Annotated in this window: 13 protein-coding genes and 1 tRNA gene; 7 read left to right on the top strand and 7 right to left on the bottom strand. The window is 66.1% G+C overall.

What is annotated here, in order from left to right; genetic code table 11:
* Nucleotides 1-440 precede the first annotated feature (440 nt).
* From mksF to mksB, 3 genes are read right to left on the bottom strand one after another with little or no spacing between them, the layout of a single operon-like run.
* Entirely contained in the window at nucleotides 441-3,242 is a 2,802-nt protein-coding gene (gene mksF / locus ACYJP6_RS17180) for an Mks condensin complex protein MksF (RefSeq protein WP_459476215.1), read from the bottom strand.
* Nucleotides 3,239-3,928: an Mks condensin complex protein MksE gene (mksE, locus tag ACYJP6_RS17175; protein WP_459476214.1), complete on the bottom strand. Its 690-nt coding sequence runs from the start codon at nucleotides 3,926-3,928 to the stop codon at nucleotides 3,239-3,241. Before mksE ends, mksF begins: the two co-directional genes overlap by 4 nt.
* Nucleotides 3,918-5,180, bottom strand: a complete 1,263-nt coding sequence (gene mksB / locus ACYJP6_RS17170; protein WP_459476213.1) for an Mks condensin complex protein MksB — start codon at nucleotides 5,178-5,180, stop codon at nucleotides 3,918-3,920. Before mksB ends, mksE begins: the two co-directional genes overlap by 11 nt.
* A 159-nt stretch (nucleotides 5,181-5,339) precedes the next feature.
* On the opposite strand from mksB, the gene ACYJP6_RS17165 reads away from it, so the two are divergent.
* Both ACYJP6_RS17165 and rimI read left to right on the top strand, forming a co-directional pair.
* Nucleotides 5,340-6,161, top strand: coding sequence for an energy transducer TonB (locus ACYJP6_RS17165; protein WP_459476212.1), 822 nt, complete (start codon nucleotides 5,340-5,342; stop codon nucleotides 6,159-6,161).
* Nucleotides 6,158-6,610 (top strand): ribosomal protein S18-alanine N-acetyltransferase, encoded by a 453-nt coding sequence (gene rimI / locus ACYJP6_RS17160; protein ID WP_459476211.1) that lies wholly within the window; start codon nucleotides 6,158-6,160, stop codon nucleotides 6,608-6,610. Before ACYJP6_RS17165 ends, rimI begins: the two co-directional genes overlap by 4 nt.
* A gap of 13 nt (nucleotides 6,611-6,623) precedes the next feature.
* Here rimI and ACYJP6_RS17155 read toward each other — a convergent pair whose 3' ends face one another.
* Nucleotides 6,624-7,157: a hypothetical protein gene (locus ACYJP6_RS17155; RefSeq protein ID WP_459476210.1), complete on the bottom strand. Its 534-nt coding sequence runs from the start codon at nucleotides 7,155-7,157 to the stop codon at nucleotides 6,624-6,626.
* Between the two features lie 127 nt (nucleotides 7,158-7,284).
* Here ACYJP6_RS17155 and otsB point away from each other — a divergent pair, with 127 nt between their 5' ends.
* Together otsB and otsA are read left to right on the top strand one after the other, a co-directional pair.
* The gene (gene otsB, locus ACYJP6_RS17150) at nucleotides 7,285-8,043 is read left to right on the top strand and encodes a trehalose-phosphatase (protein WP_459476209.1); all 759 of its coding nucleotides are present in this window, start codon (nucleotides 7,285-7,287) and stop codon (nucleotides 8,041-8,043) included.
* 1 nt (nucleotide 8,044) lies between these two features.
* The gene (gene otsA, locus ACYJP6_RS17145; protein ID WP_459476208.1) at nucleotides 8,045-9,493 is read left to right on the top strand and encodes an alpha,alpha-trehalose-phosphate synthase (UDP-forming); all 1,449 of its coding nucleotides are present in this window, start codon (nucleotides 8,045-8,047) and stop codon (nucleotides 9,491-9,493) included.
* A gap of 239 nt (nucleotides 9,494-9,732) precedes the next feature.
* Here otsA and ACYJP6_RS17140 read toward each other — a convergent pair.
* Nucleotides 9,733-9,809 (bottom strand) — tRNA-Met (locus ACYJP6_RS17140).
* Between the two features lie 130 nt (nucleotides 9,810-9,939).
* A complete protein-coding gene (locus ACYJP6_RS17135) occupies nucleotides 9,940-10,986 on the bottom strand; it encodes a LacI family DNA-binding transcriptional regulator (protein ID WP_459476207.1) in 1,047 nt (348 codons plus the stop codon).
* 137 nt (nucleotides 10,987-11,123) lie between these two features.
* Here ACYJP6_RS17135 and ACYJP6_RS17130 point away from each other — a divergent pair, with 137 nt between their 5' ends.
* The 3 genes from ACYJP6_RS17130 to ACYJP6_RS17120 all read left to right on the top strand — a co-directional run bounded on the left by ACYJP6_RS17130 (nucleotide 11,124) and on the right by ACYJP6_RS17120 (nucleotide 14,233).
* Nucleotides 11,124-12,050, top strand: a complete 927-nt coding sequence (locus ACYJP6_RS17130) for a sugar phosphate isomerase/epimerase family protein (RefSeq protein WP_459476206.1) — start codon at nucleotides 11,124-11,126, stop codon at nucleotides 12,048-12,050.
* A gap of 14 nt (nucleotides 12,051-12,064) precedes the next feature.
* Nucleotides 12,065-13,234 carry a Gfo/Idh/MocA family protein gene (locus ACYJP6_RS17125; RefSeq protein WP_459476205.1) on the top strand — a complete coding sequence of 390 codons (1,170 nt, stop codon included), beginning with the start codon at nucleotides 12,065-12,067 and terminating at the stop codon, nucleotides 13,232-13,234.
* A gap of 72 nt (nucleotides 13,235-13,306) precedes the next feature.
* Complete coding sequence (locus ACYJP6_RS17120; RefSeq protein WP_459476204.1) at nucleotides 13,307-14,233, top strand: sugar phosphate isomerase/epimerase family protein; 927 nt, start codon at nucleotides 13,307-13,309, stop codon at nucleotides 14,231-14,233.
* Between the two features lie 42 nt (nucleotides 14,234-14,275).
* On the opposite strand, the gene ACYJP6_RS17115 is transcribed toward ACYJP6_RS17120, so the two are convergent.
* Nucleotides 14,276-15,187: a MurR/RpiR family transcriptional regulator gene (locus ACYJP6_RS17115; RefSeq protein ID WP_459476203.1), complete on the bottom strand. Its 912-nt coding sequence runs from the start codon at nucleotides 15,185-15,187 to the stop codon at nucleotides 14,276-14,278.
* Nucleotides 15,188-15,323 lie beyond the last annotated feature (136 nt).

The raw sequence follows: 15,323 nt of genomic DNA, 5'->3' as shown, positions 1-15,323 counted from the left end.
GGTGAAGCCGGCAGGTCAGCTGGCTGGGGTTGCCCTCACCCCAGCCCTCTCCCGGGGGGAGAGGGGGCTAGGCGCGGTGCTGCGGGGGCTTGGGTGCTACCTTCTGGATCAGGTGCTGCTTGGCGCCCGTCAAAGAGCAAGAGCAGCAATAGCCCGGCTGCGCCGGGCTGTTGTGGCCAACGCGGGCAGGGCGGTCCGCTGAGACGGCCGCTACTACAGAGCGTCTCAGCGTAGGAGCGGCCGCATCGGCGGACCGCCATGGCCGCGATAGATACGTAGGTTGGGCTGAGCTTGCGAAGCCCAACACGCAAGGGCTGCGCGTGGGTGCAGAGCTTTGGGGAGAGTCCGGATGTTGGGCTTCGCTGGGCTCAGCCCAACCTACCCAAACAAAGCCATGAAAAAGCCCGGCATTGGCCGGGCTTTTTGCGTTGGGCAGGGGCTTACGCGGGTTCGGGCAGGGCCAGGTCGCGTTTGGCGATGTATTTCCAGTCGGCTTCGTCGATGTAGATGCCGCCGGGGCCGCTGCCGCCTTCGAGGTCGATGGCGACCTGGGCGCTGACCTGGGGTTTGACGCTGGCCAGGATGGGCACGAAGCCCAGTTGCTGGCTGGTCTCGATCAGGGCCTGCTGGTTGCGTTCGTCGATGTCGGCGGCTTCGTCGAGGTAGTAGGGTAGGCGGATCTTGGCGGCCTGCTCCCGGTCCATCAGGTGCAGCAACAGGTACATGTTGGTCAGCGCCTTGATGGTCATGGTGGTGCCGTTGGAAGCGGCGCCGTCGATGTCGGTGTGGAGGATCGGCTGGCCGCCCTGCTTGGTGATCTCGAAGGCCAGTTCGAACAGGTCCTTGAGGCCGAGCTGGTTGCCGTTGGCGGCCACCAGGCGTGCCAGGTATTCCTTGGCGTCCTCGTTCTTCTGGTCCTGGCTGCTGTCCTGGGTGAGATCGAAGACCGACAGGGTTTCGCCTTCCTCATACTGACCGGCGCTGTGGATGATCTGGTCGATGTGCTTGAGCGCCTCCTTGTTCGGCGCCAGGACGATGCGGAAGCTCTCCAGGTTCGAGACCTGCTTGCGGTTGATCTCGCGGTTGAACAGCTGCAGCTGGTGTTCGAGGTTGTCGTAGTCGCTGCGGATGTTTCTCAGGGTCCGGGCGATGTCGGTGACGGCGGCGCGGCGGGCTTTGGCCAGGGTCAGGGCTTCGTCCTGGCGATGGGCATAGGCGTTGACCAGCAGCTGCAGGCGGCGCTCGGGATCTTCCTCGTTGTCGAACTTGGCGACGCCCTTGAGGCGGACCTGGGCATAGAGCGCCTCGATCTGGGTGTCGGCGCGCTGCAGGGCCTGCCAGGTGTCCTGGTAGTCATTGAGCAGCGGCAGCAGGTTTTCCAGGGAATCGTCGACCGCCTCCATGAAGGGCGTGCCCTGGGGCAGATCGGTGGGCAGCAGCTGGCGGCGGCGCAGGGCGTCGGCCAGGGTGCGGTCCTTGGCTTCCAGGTCGGCCAGTTGGCGGCCGATCAGTTGCAGCTTGGCGGAGAGTTGCTGGACGCGTTCGGTGAAGGCATCGCCGGCGCGACGCAGTTCGTTCTGGGCGGCTTCCAGCTGGGCCAGCTGTTCGAGCTTTTCGTTTTCCTCGGCGCTCAGGGTCTGGCAGCGCCTGAAGTCTTCCAGGGCCTTCTGGGCGTCCAGGACCTGCTGATACAGGGCCTCGGCCTGGGCCTTGCTGGCCTGGCGGTCGGCGCTGACGCCCTGCTGGGCCTTGAGCTGCTTGAGTTCGCGCTCCAGACGATCCTTCTGATCGCGCAGGGCGGCGCGGTCGGCCAGTGCCTGCAGAGTGGGCGGCTCGATGCCCGAAAGATCGAGGGACAGGCCGGGGAGTTCGAAGCGGTCGCCCTGGAAGCGTTCCAGTACCCCTTCGAGGGTCTTCAGCCAGCTACCATCTTCGGCCAATTCGATGCCCTTGGATCCCAGCGGCAGGCTGAACAGCTGGCCGTTGAACAGGCGCATCAGCCGGTCGACGTCGGCCTGGCTGAATTCCTCGCGCAGGCGGGCATAGCTGTTGTTGTCGGCGTGGTCGAGTTGCTGCCGTAGGCCCTTGAGGCGCTGCTCCAGTTCGCGGACGCGCTGGTCGAGGTCTTCGCTGCTGAACTGGCGCGATTGGGAGAGGGCCCCGGCCAGTTCGTCGTGGGCGTCCTTGGCGGCTAGGAGCTGGGCTTCCAGGGGCGCGGTGGAGTCGACCAGGGCGAAGCGGTGCTTGAGTTGGGCGAGCTCGGCCAGCCAGCGCTGCAGGCCGCTGACCTCGCGTTCCAGGCGCATCAGCTCGTTGGTGCCGCTGCGCTGGTTCTGCTGCAGGCTGTCCTGTTCCTGGCGGTAGTGTTCGCTCTGGGCCAGGAGTTCGTCGCGGCGGTCGATGGCGTAGTGCTGCCAGGTGCCGAGCAGGCTGTCGAGCAACGGCGAGAGGCGATGCAGCTTGCCTCTCAGGCGGTCGCGCTGTTCCACGCCATTGGCCAGGGCTTCCACCAGGGGGCCGGCGGCGACCAGGGACTGGTAGTCCTGCTCCATGCGGCGCACGTCGCGGAAGGCCTCCTCGCAGGCGGCGATGTAGTCGACGCTACCGGATCTCAGGCTGTGCTCGAAGGCGTCGAGGAACAGCTGCTTGAGCTTGGCCGCGGTGATCTCGCGCATGTGCAGCAGGTTGATGAACAGGGCACGGAAGGTCTTGAGGCTCTGCTCGCTGGTGGACCGGAGCGGGATGAGGGTGAGGTCCAGCGGGATGCTGGTATGGCCGCCGACAAGCAGGCGGCGCAGTTCCTCGGGTTTGACCTCATAGGCCTTGAGGCCGGCGCGCTCCAGGCTGGCGAAGAGTTCGCGCTGGCGCAGGCAGGCACCGTCGCGCTGGTAATGCGCCAGGTCCAGCTCGCCGGCATAGGCGAAGAACTGGTGGCCGAAGCCGCCGCCCGGGCCGCGACCGGCCACGCCGATGACGTGGGGGCCGTGGGCCAGGCGCAGTTCGATGAGGATGTAGCTGGTGTCGGTGGCGAAGTAGAACTTGCGTGACTGCTCGTTGCTGTACTTGCCGAAGCTCATGTCGGAGAGCCGCGCCAGGATGGGGAATTGCAGGGCGTTGATCGAGGCGCTCTTGCCCAGGTTGTTGGCGCCGTAGACCGACAGCGGCTGCTCCAGCGGGAAGAGGCCCAGGCTGTAGCCGGCGGTGTTGAGCAGGGCGAAGCGGCTGATGCCGTAGCGGATCATAGGTCGAACTCCCGTTCTGCGGCGATGGCGCGGGCCAGGGCGGCCTCTTCGTCATCCTCGGCGCCTTCTTCGTCAGGGCTTTCCTCGTCCAGGCCGTCCTCATCGCCGGCCAGGGTCGGCGCCGGCAGCGGCAGGTCGCTGGCGTGCAGGCTGGCGGCCAGGTCGCGGTCCTGTTGCACGGCCAGGCAGACATCGAGGAAGCGGTGCATGGGCGGCAGGAAGCGGTAGCTGCCGTTGCTGTCCAGGGCGAAGCCGAGCTGGGTCAGGCGGCGCAGGATCTTTTCTTCCAGCTCCTCCTGGGTGGTGACCTCGGCCTGCAGGAAGAGGTCGCGGTACTTGTCCAGCAGCGCCGGCAGTTCGGGCCGGCCGAGGGTGCCGCCGTCGAGTACGGCCAGGGGGTCGCGACCCTGGTCGGCGAGGTGCTCCACCAGGATGAAGGTGAACAGGGCCAGGCGCTGGGCGGTCTTGTTGACCTGGGCGCCCATCTGCTCGGGGACGAAGTAATAGAAGCCGCGCGGATCGCAGACCAGTTCGAAGCCGAGGGCGCGGAACAGGGCGCGGTACTGGTCCTGCTGCTGGCTGAGCTGGGCGTAGCTCTCGGGCTCGCTGCGGGACAGGTGATAGCCCTTGAACAGCTCGCGGAAGATGGGCGCGAGCTGGGTCATTTCGTTGAGATCAAGTTGCATGGGCATCGCTCGCGGGGGATCGGGCGGCCAGGGCGTAGGAGCACAGGCTGACGCGGTGTTCGAGGGTGTCGTAGTGGCGGCGGTCCAGGCGCTGGCGCTGGAAGCGCGCATCGCGGGACAGGCGCGAGAACCAGTAGAGCAGTTCGTCGGTGTCGCCGGCCGGCTCCTGTTCCAGCAGCCAGGCCATGAGGTCGGGCAACGGCAGGGCGTCCTGGCAGAGGTCGAGCATCTCACGGGCGGTACGGGGCGCGGCGGGGCGCTCGGCGTCCCGTTGCCGGTTGCTCTGGCTGGGGAAGCGGGCCGGCTTGGGTTCGAAGCGGGCCAGGGCGTAGACGTAGCTTTCCACCTGGGCGGCGCTGCCGAGGAAGACACTCTGCGGCCGGCTGAACAGCGGCAGGGCGGCCTGGGGCACGGCGTCGAGGCCCTTGCGGCGGATGGTGGCCAGGGCCAGGGCGGCGCCGCGGGTCACGGCGTTGTGCCGGCGGGCCTCTTCACGCAGCGGCAGCAGCAATTCGCGGGCACGTCTCAACGCCAGCTGGGCGGCGTTGTGCATCTCCAGGATGCGTGCCTGGGTGCGCAGCAGCAGGTCGTCGTCGACCAGGTGGCCGAGACGCTGCTGTTCGCCCAGCAGGTGCAGCAGGACCTGTTCGACCCGGTGCACACCGCGCTCGAAGGCGCCGTCGGCGGCCACCAGCTGGATCATGGGTTCGACGTATTCGTCCCAGGTGGCGAGCACCTCGGCATAGCGCTGGCGCAGGGGGATCTGGCGATCGCTGGTCTTGGCCCGTTCGGCGACGCCTTCCAGGGCGTGGCCGTCGTTGGCCAGCTTCTTGAGCACGTCGCGCACGCGCATGTCCAGCAGGCGCAGCTGGCGCGCCAGGTCCGGGCCGTCGCGGTTGTCGAAGGCCTCGCGGATATGGCCGGCAAGGCGTTCCAGGTGGCGCAGGTAGGCCTCGATCTCCAGGCACAGGCCGAGGCGGTGCTCGCGCCTGAGATAGCCGAGGAAGTCGTGGATTTGGCCGTTGAGTTCGAAGCGATTGGGGCTCTTGGCCACTGGCACCAGGATGTCGAGGCGAATCCAGGTGTCGAGCAGGGCGGTGAGGTCGGCCGGCGTGCGCTCGGGCAACTGTTCGGCCAGGCGGGCACGCAGTTCGGCCAGGCCCAGGGTGCCGCTGTCGAAGTGGGCGCACAGCGGGTCGATGAGGTGCCAGTGTTCGGCGAGGGTACGCAGGACGCGTTTGGGGTCGATCATGGCGGGGACCGCACCAGGCAAAAGCGCCATTGTACTCCAGACGCCAGAGCCTTCGATGTGACCGCGGTGGGACCGATGGGCAGGGCGGCCTTTCGATCCGGGGCGATCCGGGCGACAATGCCGCCCCGAATCGCTCCCTGCGAATCCCAGGATCCGCCCATGCCCGACCCCGCCGCTTCCGTCAGTCCGTCGCTCGCCGCCGAGGCGCGTCGGCGCGCCTATCTGCAGGCGCTGCAACTGGATGTCTGGGTGCCGCGCACGGCCTTGCCCTTCGCGGCGCCTTCACGGCCGGAGGCGCTGTGGGTGGAGGCGCCGGAAGAGACGCCTGTCGTCGCCAGGGTGGTCAAACCGGAGCCGGTGCCCAAGGCGGTGCCGACGGTCGAGGCGCCCCCTGCGACCCGGCCGCGGATCGAGATCGCCCGCCCGAGCCCGCTCAAACCAGCACCGACCGCCGTGGTCGAGCCGGAGCCGGAACGGGCGCCCTCGCCGCCACGCGAACCGGCGCCTCGCTTCGCCCTGCAGCTGCTACAGGCGGGGCGCTACCTGCTGCTGTTGGAGTTGCCGACCGGGGACACCCTGGGGTCGCGCGATCCGGCCGCACTGCTGCTCAAGGATCTGCTGCGCGCCGCCGGCCTGCCGGACGTGCCGAAGATCATCAGCGAGGAGCCCATCCGCTGGCCGCTGCTGAACAGCGGTCAGCTCGATCAGGGGCCGGCGGCGGCCTGCGAGTTCGTGCAGAGCTATGTGTCCGGGCACCAGGAGCGGCTGGGCGACGGCCTGGGGCTCTGGTTGATCGGCGTGGCGGCACGGCGTTGCGCCGGCGTCGAGGACCTGCAGGCGACTGGAGTGGAGCAGGAGACGGTACTGGGCGCAGCCTGGCTGGTGCCGGGACTGGATGTATTGATGGAAGAGCCGGCCAGCAAGGCCGCGCTCTGGCAAGCCATGCGCCCCTTGCGGCGCCGCTGGATGGAACAGCAATGAACGATGCGGTGCGCTTTCGGCGGATGACCGAAGCCGATTTGAACACGGTATTGAAGATCGAATACCAGGCCTTCAGCCACCCCTGGACCCGCGGCATCTTCCTGGATGCGCTCAAGTCCTACGACTGCTGGGTGATGCTGGTAGGTGACCAGCAGGTGGGGCATGGGGTGATCAACGTCATCCTCGACGAGGCCCATCTGCTCAATATCACGGTCAAGCCGGAAAACCAGGGGCGTGGACTCGGGCTACGCCTGCTGGAGCAACTGATGCAGGAAGCGCGGCGGGCCAAGGCCAACGAATGCTTTCTGGAGGTGCGGGCCAGCAACCAGTCGGCCTATCGCCTGTACGAACGCTATGGCTTCAACGAAATCGGCCGCCGGCGGGACTATTACCCCGCGGTCGGCGGCCGGGAAGATGCGTTGGTGATGGCCTGTACGCTGCTGGACTAGGCCTTCAGCCGCCTTAGTGATCGGCGCGCTTCTCGTCGAGATCCAGGGCGGCATCGCCGGCGAGATCTTCGTCGTTGGCGTCCAGATCGGCGTAGCGGGCGTCCCGCTGCGCTTCGGCTTCGTTGGGTTCGCTGGCATCGCCATCCCAGGCCTGGCCATCCAGCGGATGGCTGCGCCCCAGTTCGGCTTCGTCCTGGCCTGAGCCGCCGCCGATGTCGCTGTCCTCGACCACGCTCAGCTCCTTGTCGTTGGGCCAGGCGTCGCCATAGTCGGTCGGGGAGCGCGCGCCGGTTTCGTCGAGCAGGGTTTCCGGGCTGGCGTCGTCCATGGTCGGCTGGTGATCCAGGGTCTCGCCACCGGTCAGGCCAGCCTGGCGGACGCGCTCCTCGGGGAATTGCCCCTCGTAATCACGCTCGTCCATCTCGTCGCCGGCGCGCCCCTGGCGGTCGTCCTTGCGGTCGCTGAAATCGAGTTCGCGCATGTCGCCTATGCGGTCCTGGATGTCGTCGATCTCTTCGGGCGTCTTGGTGATGTCGGGCTTGTTCATGGTGGTCTCCAAAGGCTTGGCTGCTAGAGCGTCTCCCTGATTCCGACTCCGAGCCGGCCGGCGGAATTCCTCCGCGCCGCCGGAAGGTGTGAACGAACCATACGGTGACCCGGCAGTCGTACCTTCCATGATCGACCTCGACAGCCTTACCTCAGCGGGCCAGCCCCTGGCCTTTTTCTTCGATCTGGATGGCACCCTGGCAGAACTGCAGCCACGTCCGGAACAGGTTTTCATTCCCGCCGAAACCCTCGCTGCGCTCGACCTCCTGGCGCGCCAGCATGGCGTGGCCGTGGTGTCCGGGCGGCCCTTGGCGGAGATCGACCGCTTCACCGCGCCGCTGCAGCTTCCGGCAGCCGGCGTCCACGGTGCCGAGTGGCGCGATCCGCAAGGCAATACCCATAGAGTCGAACTGGACGCTGGCCTGCTGGCCCAGGTCGGCCAGCGGCTGGAGAGTGCCCTGGCGGATCACCCGGACCTGTTGCTCGAACGCAAGAGCGTGGCCTTCGCCCTGCATTATCGCCAGGCGCCCGAGAAGGAAGCGCTGGTGCGTGAACTGGCAGAATGCATCGCGGCGGAGCATCCCGAATTCAAGCTGCAACCCGGCAAATGCGTCTTTGAGCTCAAGCCCGCGGGCGCGAGCAAGGGCGAAGCCATCACTCGATTTCTAGAACTGGAACCCTTCGCCGGCTGCCTGCCGGTGTTTCTCGGTGACGATCGCACCGATGAAGCGGGGTTCGCTGTCGTCAATGCGCGAGGCGGCCTGTCCGTCAAGGTAGGGGAGGGGGAGACGGTCGCCAAGACGCGCCTGCCTTCGGTCGAAGCGGTAGCCCTCTGGCTGCAGCACCTGAGCCGTGACCTCGCGCCACATTATAAGCAAGGAGATTAGAATGAGCCGTTTAGTGGTGGTATCGAATCGGGTGGCCCCGATCGAGGAAGGCAAGGCGACCGCGGGTGGTCTGGCGGTGGGTGTCCTGGACGCCCTGCGGAAGTCCGGTGGCATCTGGTTCGGCTGGAATGGCGAGACGGTCAAGGAAAACGGCCCGGCCAAGACCCAGACCAAGGACAACATCGACTATGTGACCTTCGGCCTGACCAAGCGCGACTACGACCACTATTACCGCGGCTTCTCCAACGCTACCCTCTGGCCGATCTTCCACTACCGAATCGACCTGGCGCGCTACAACCGCGAGGAGTACGACGGTTATCGGCGGGTGAACATGGCCATGGCCGAGCGGCTGAAGCCCCTGCTCAAGCCCGACGACATCATCTGGGTACACGACTATCATCTGATTCCCTTCGCCGAAGCCTGCCGTATGCTGGGCATCCGCAACCGCATCGGCTTCTTCCTGCACATTCCCTTCCCGGCGCCGGAAATCCTCACCGCCATCCCGCCGCACAATGAATTGCTCAAGACGCTGTGCTTCTACGACCTGATCGGCTTCCAGACCGATACTGACCAGCTGGCCTTCCAGGACTACATCACCCGTGAGGTGCGTGGTGTGCTGGAGAAGGACGGTAGCCTGACCGCCTACGGCCATAACTTCCGCGTGGGCGTCTATCCCATCGGGGTGATGCCGGACGTGATCCAGAAGCAGGCCGAGTCCTATCGCACGCGCCGCCAGTTCATCTCGCGCAGCATCGAGGGCGTGCCCTACAAGACCATCGTCAGCGTCGACCGGCTCGACTACTCGAAAGGTCTGGTGGAGCGCTTCCAGGCGTTCGAGAAGCTGCTGGAGCATTTCCCCGAGCATCACCGGGCGGTGCAGTTCGTGCAGATCGCGCCCTCGTCGCGGGCGGACGTAGTGTCCTACCAGAACATTCGCCGCCAGCTGGAAAGCCATGCCGGCCATATCAACGGCCACTTCTCCGAGCTGGACTGGACGCCCATCCGCTATCTGAACAAGAGCTATGACCGCCGCACGGTGATGGGGCTGTTCCGCTCTTCCGACGTGGGTCTGGTGACGCCGCTACGCGACGGCATGAACCTTGTGGCCAAGGAGTACGTGGCGGCCCAGGACCCGGAAAATCCCGGGGTGTTGGTGCTGTCGCGCTTCGCTGGCGCGGCGCGTGAACTCAACTCGGCGCTGATCGTGAATCCCTACGACCATGTCGGCATGGCCGAGGCCCTGGACCGGGCGCTGCGCATGCCGCTGGAAGAGCGCAAGTCGCGCTACGAAGACATGATGCGGGTGATCCGCCAGGCCGACTTGGCCTCCTGGCGCGACAACTTCCTGCGTGACCTGCGGGCCTTCAGCTCCAAGGCCCTGGTGCAGTCCATCGACAGCGAGGACGCCGAGGAAGAAGAGGTGGTCAGTAAGCAGAAGGTCGCACTGTAGCGGCGACCGCTTCGATGAAGCCCGGCTTTGGCCGGGCTTTTTCGTGGTGGTGGGAAAGGCTGGGTAAGGCTGCTCTTGTTGAGTCCTGGGAATGGAGAGGGCGGTACCCTCACCCTAGCCCTCTCCCAGAGGGAGAGGGGACCAAGAGCGGTACGGGCGGAGGTTGGAGAATTCTGAGGCCCGTAGAAAAAATCCAGGCAATAAAAAAGGGCCAGCTTACGCTGACCCTTGGAAATAGGTGGTGGCTACGCAGGGACTTGAACCCCGGACCCCAGCATTATGAATGCTATGCTCTAACCAGCTGAGCTACGTAGCCATCCGAGGCGCGCATTATTGGCAAGGGCGGAGTGGCTGTCAAGCCTGGGAAGGAATAATTTTCTGCTGACCGATCAGAGGCTTAAGGCTGGCGACCCGGGAAGGGCGTCGCGGTCTGCAGCGCCGCCGAGCTAGTGACATTCCGGTACATCCAGTTGCAGCGGCAGCAACTCGTAGCCCGGTTGCCCCTTATCGAGGCTGGCCGTCACCAGGGCGTCCACTGCGCGGCGTGCCAGCTGTTCGCGCGGATGGGAGAGCACGGCCTGGACGAGTCCCTGGGTCAGGGCTGCCCGGGTGACGGCGGTGAGGTCGTGACAGACCACGGTGGGCAACTGCAGGCCCTGACGCTGCACTTCCTGCAAGGCCTGGATCACGCCTTCGATGCCGCCGCCGGCCACATAGAGACCCGCTAGGTTCGGATAGGCGCTCAGCAGGTCGAGGGTGTTGCCGCGGGCGTAATCCGGATCCTCCAGGGTCAGGCGGGACGCCAAGAGCTCCCAGTCGCCCGGCGTCTCGGCCAGGTAGCTGCGAAAGCTCAGTTCGCAGAGTTCCTGGCACTGGAATCTCTGGCTGCCCACCATCACCGCCACTGGGCCGGGCTGCGGCGCGAGCCGGGTGACGAACCAGCCGGCGACGCGGCCCATGCGGCGGTTGTCCACGCCCAGGTAGCCGGCGCCGGCGCGGGTCGCCAGTTCGGACAGCATCGCCAGCACGGGCATGCCGTTCAGCCGCAGCTCCGACACCGCTTCGCGCACCGCCACATGGTCGACCGCCACCACGCCGAGGGCATCGACCTCGTCGCGTTGTGCCTCGATACGGCGCGCCACCACCAGCGGGTCCAGGTCATCCAGATAGCCGATCATCACCCGCACCCGGGCGCGCGTGGTCGCCGCGGCGGCTTCGGCCAGCGCCTGGGCCAAGCCCTGATAGAAGGCCACGCCGCTTTTCTGCAACAGGAAGCCGAGCCGCAGCGTCGGCCGGTCGTGCCTGAGCCGTTGTTCGATGACGCTGTGGGCATGGAAGCCGAGCTTGGCGGCGGCGCTGGCGATGCGTTGCGCGGTGTCTGCCCGTACGCCGGCGCGCAGGTTGAGTACCCGGTCGACGGTCGACAGGCTGACCCCGGCCTCACGGGCGACATCGGCCATGGTGGGGCGACGAGCGGCTGCGGAATCTGACATGAAATGAAAGGCTCCCGGCTTGGCCTTGAGGGGTTTTGACAGGTTCGCGCCCGGCACTATAGCAGCCTGGGCGGGCCAGTCTTAGCATCCAGGGCAGGCCTGACCCAGGCGAAAGAACAACAACAATGGAGTCGTCCATGGCTATTCACATCTCCACCGCGCCCTGCTGCTGGGGCGTCGATGACGTCAGGAATCCCTTCTTGCCGTCCTGGCGCCAGGTGCTCCGCGAGGCTGGTCAGGCCGGTTACCACGGCATCGAACTGGGGCCCTATGGTTACCTGCCGCTGAATGCCGCCGAGGTAGGCCAGGCGTTGAGCGACAATGGCCTGCAGGTGGTGGCCGGCACCATTTTCGACGATCTGGTCGATCCAGCGAATCTGCCCTCGCTGCTGACCCAGACCCACGACATCTGTGCCCTGCTCAAGCAGTTGCCCGCGGTGGAGCCGGAAGCCGGGCAGCGTTTCCCGCTGCCCTATCTGGTGGTGATCGACTGGGGCCATGACGAGCGGGACTACGCCGCCGGCCATTCCGATCGCGCGCCCCGCCTGGAGGATGCGGCCTGGAGCAACATGATGGAGCACATCCGCGCCATCGCGACCCTGGCCTGGCAGGCGTATGGCGTGCGGGCGGTGATCCATCCCCATGCCGGTGGCTACCTCGAATTCGCCGATGAGCTGGCGCGGTTGGTGGACGACATTCCCGACGAGATCGCCGGGCTCTGCCTGGATACCGGGCATCTCTACTACGCTGGCATGGACCCTGCCGCCACCCTGCGGCAGTACCAGGCGCGCCTGGATTACCTGCACTTCAAGGACATCGACCAAGGGGTGTTCGACCGGGTGCTGAACCAGCGGATCCGCTTCTTCGAGGCCTGCGCCCAGGGCGTGATGTGTCCGCTCGGCCGGGGTGTCATCGACTATCCCGCGCTACGCACGCTGATCGAGGAGCTGGGCTACCAGGGCTACATCACCGTGGAGCAGGAGCGTGACCCGCGCAACGCCAACGGCAGCCTCGCCGACGTGGCCGAGAGCCGCGCCTACCTCACCCGTGCCGGTTTCCAATAACAAGGACTCAGCAGATGATCAACGGCAGCAAGCGTCTTTCCCGCCCCCTGCGCTGGGCCATGGTGGGGGGTGGAGTGAACAGCCAGATCGGCTACATCCATCGCTCCGCCGCCCTGCGTGACCAGAATTTCGTCCTGGTCGCCGGCGCCTTCGACCTGGACCCGGCCCGCGGCCAGGCCTTCGGCGAAACCCTGGGCGTTGCGCCCGAGCGGTGCTATGCGGATTACCAGAGCCTCATCGCCGGGGAAGCCGGGCGCGCGGATGGCGTCGAGGCGATTTCCGTGGCCACTCCCAACGGCACCCACTTCGCCATCACCAAGGCCGCCCTGGAGGCGGGCCTCCATGTGGTCTGCGAGAAGCCGCTGTGCTTCACCCTGGCGGAAGCCGAAACCCTGCGCGAGATCGCCCAGGCGCACAAACTCATCGTCGGCGTGACCTACGGCTATGCCGGTCACCAGCTCATCGAGCAGGCGCGGGAGATGATCACCGCGGGCCAGCTCGGCGAGATCCGCATGGTGCACATGCAATTCGCCCACGGTTTCCACAGCGCGCCAGTGGAAGCGCAGAGCGAGGCCACCCAGTGGCGGGTCGATCCGCGCCTGGCCGGGCCGAGCTATGTGCTGGGCGACGTCGGTACCCATCCGCTGTACATCGCCGAAACCCTGCTGCCCGACCTCAGGATCAAGCGGCTGCAATGCAACCGGCAAAGCTTCGTCAAGAGCCGCGCGCCCTTGGAAGACAACGCCTACACCCTGATGGAATACGAGGGTGGGGCCATGGGCTGGGTCTGGTCCAGCGCGGTCAATGCCGGCTCCATGCACGGCCAGAAGGTGCGGGTGATCGGCTCCCTGGCCAGCCTGGAATGGTGGGACGAGCGACCCAACCAGCTGAGCTTCGAGGTGCAGGGCCAGCCGGCCCAGGTGCTTGAGCGCGGCATGGGCTATCTGCACGCCAACGCCCTGCTGGATGACCGTATCGGCGCCGGCCACCCGGAAGGTCTGTTCGAGGCCTGGTCCAACCTCTACTACCGCTTCGCCCTGGCCATGGACGCCGCCAACCGTGGCGACACGGCGGCCCTGGCGCAGCTTCGCTATCCGGATATCCATGCCGGGGTCGAGGGGGTGCGCTGGGTAGAGCGCTGCGTGGCGTCCGCCGATCGTGGCGGGGTCTGGATCGATTACTAGCGAGGCCTTGTCGCCCAGGACCGGCTCCGCACGGGAGCCGGTCCGGCGATTTCCACAGCAGGGGAAAGCACCATGAAAATAGCCATAGATCCCTACATGTACCGCAACCTGAGCCTGGCGGAGACCTGTCGCCACGTGGCGGAAGCGGGCTTCGACTACATCGAGCTGTCGCCGCGGGAAGACTTCCTGCCCTGGTGGAAGCGTCCGCGCGCGCACCGGGAGCGTATCGCCGAGTTCAAGAAGGCGCTCAAGGACCATGGCCTGCAGGTGGCCTCGCTGCTGCCCATGTACCGCTGGGCGAGTCCTCACGAAGACGAGCGCCGGGCCGCCGTGGGCTACTGGAAGGAGGCGATCCAGGCGGCGGTCGAGCTGGGCTGCGACACCATGAACTCCGAGTTCGGCCGCGGTCCTTCACCCGAGCGGGGCCACAAGATCAGTTGCTGCGGCGGAAGCCACAGCCACGAATCCAGCGAGGCGGCCTGGTGGCGCTCCATGGAGGAACTGGTGCCAATCTTCGAGCGCGAGGGCATTACCCTGAACATGGAGCCGCACCCCGAGGACTGGTGCGAGACGCTGCATCCGGCCATCGACATGCTCAAGAGCCTCGGCTCGAATAACGTCAGGTTCCTCTACTGCGCGCCCCATACCTTCTACTTCGGCGACGACATGGCGCAGATGATCCAGGATGCCGGCGCGCTGATCGGCCACGTCCACATCGCCGACACCTGGAACCACAAGGCCTCTTCCGGATTGCGCTATATCGTCAATCCGCCCGGTGCCCAGGTCACCGTGCATCAGCATATGAATATGTACCAGGGCGAGATCGACTGGGATCTGTTCTTTTCCTCCCTGGCCAAGGTGGGTTTCGACGGCATCGTCACCTCCTGCGTGTTCGGCTGGGAGGAGCGTGCCGACGAGTCCAGCGCCTTCATGCGCCAGGAGATCCAGAAGTACGTGGACAGGTACTGGCCTGGCGCTTCGCCGGGGGCCGCTCGGTAGCCCAGGCGTCCGCCGGCGGGGACTGGGCCGCGTCGCGGCGGTTCAGTCTTCGTCCGGGCCCGGCTGGATGTCGTCCATCTTCAGTTCGAGGCGATAGGCCAGCGCCAGGAACAGTGCCTGGCAGAGGCACAGCGTCGCGGTCAGCGAGCGGAAGGCGAAGGCACTGCCCTCGCTGACCAGCAACAGGCCGTCGGCGCGCTTGGCCAGCGGCGACAGGGTGCTGTCGGTGATGATCAGGGTCTTGGCCTTGTGGTGCTGGGCGATGCGCGCGCACTGCTGGCTTTCCTTGCCATAGGGGCTGAAGCTGATGGCGATCAGCAGGTCGCCCTGGGCGATGCTGCGCATCTGCTCGCGGTAGCCGCCGCCCAGGCCGGTGATGAGATGGATGCGCTTCTTGGTGTGCTGCAGGTTGTAGACGAGATAGTCGGCCACCGCGAAGGAGCGGCGCACCCCCACCACATAGATGTTCTCGGCATTGACCAGCAGCTCGATGGCCTGGTCGAAGGCCGCGTCGTCGAATTCCTCGCCCAGTCGCTCTATGCCGGAGCGGGTGGCATTGATGCATTCCCGCGCCAGATCGCTGCCGCTCTCGTTCTTGCTCTTGTTGGCGATCAGGTTGCGGATGCGTTGCTGGTAGTTCTGCACCGGCGTGGTCTTGTGGGTGTAGGCCTCGCGAAACAGCGCCTGCATCTCGCTGAAACCGCGGAAGCCGAATCTCTGGCAGAAGCGCACGATGGCCGAGGGGTGCACCTCGCACTGGCTGGCGATGTCGCTGATGCGGTCGACCATGACCCGGTCGCTTTGCTGGCTGACATAGACCGCCACGCGCTTGAGCTGGCGCGGCAGGCTTTCGTAGTCGTTGGCGATGGCGGCCAGCAGGGATTCGACGCTGGTGGGCGGTTCGGCGTGGGGGCCACCAATAGGCAGGTCGTCGGGCAATGTCTCGGCGGACATGGAGGGTCTCTCTTAGCGGTACTGTCGGCAAGGTAACCCATTCGCCGGATGACGTCGAAGCGCCGAACCCGAAAGCCCAGGGTGGATGATTGGAAAATTAATTCTATAAAATTACATTTGAAAAAAATATTGATTT

This window comes from Pseudomonas sp. No.117 (assembly GCF_054558395.1).
This window is presented reverse-complemented; position numbering and strand designations above follow the sequence as displayed.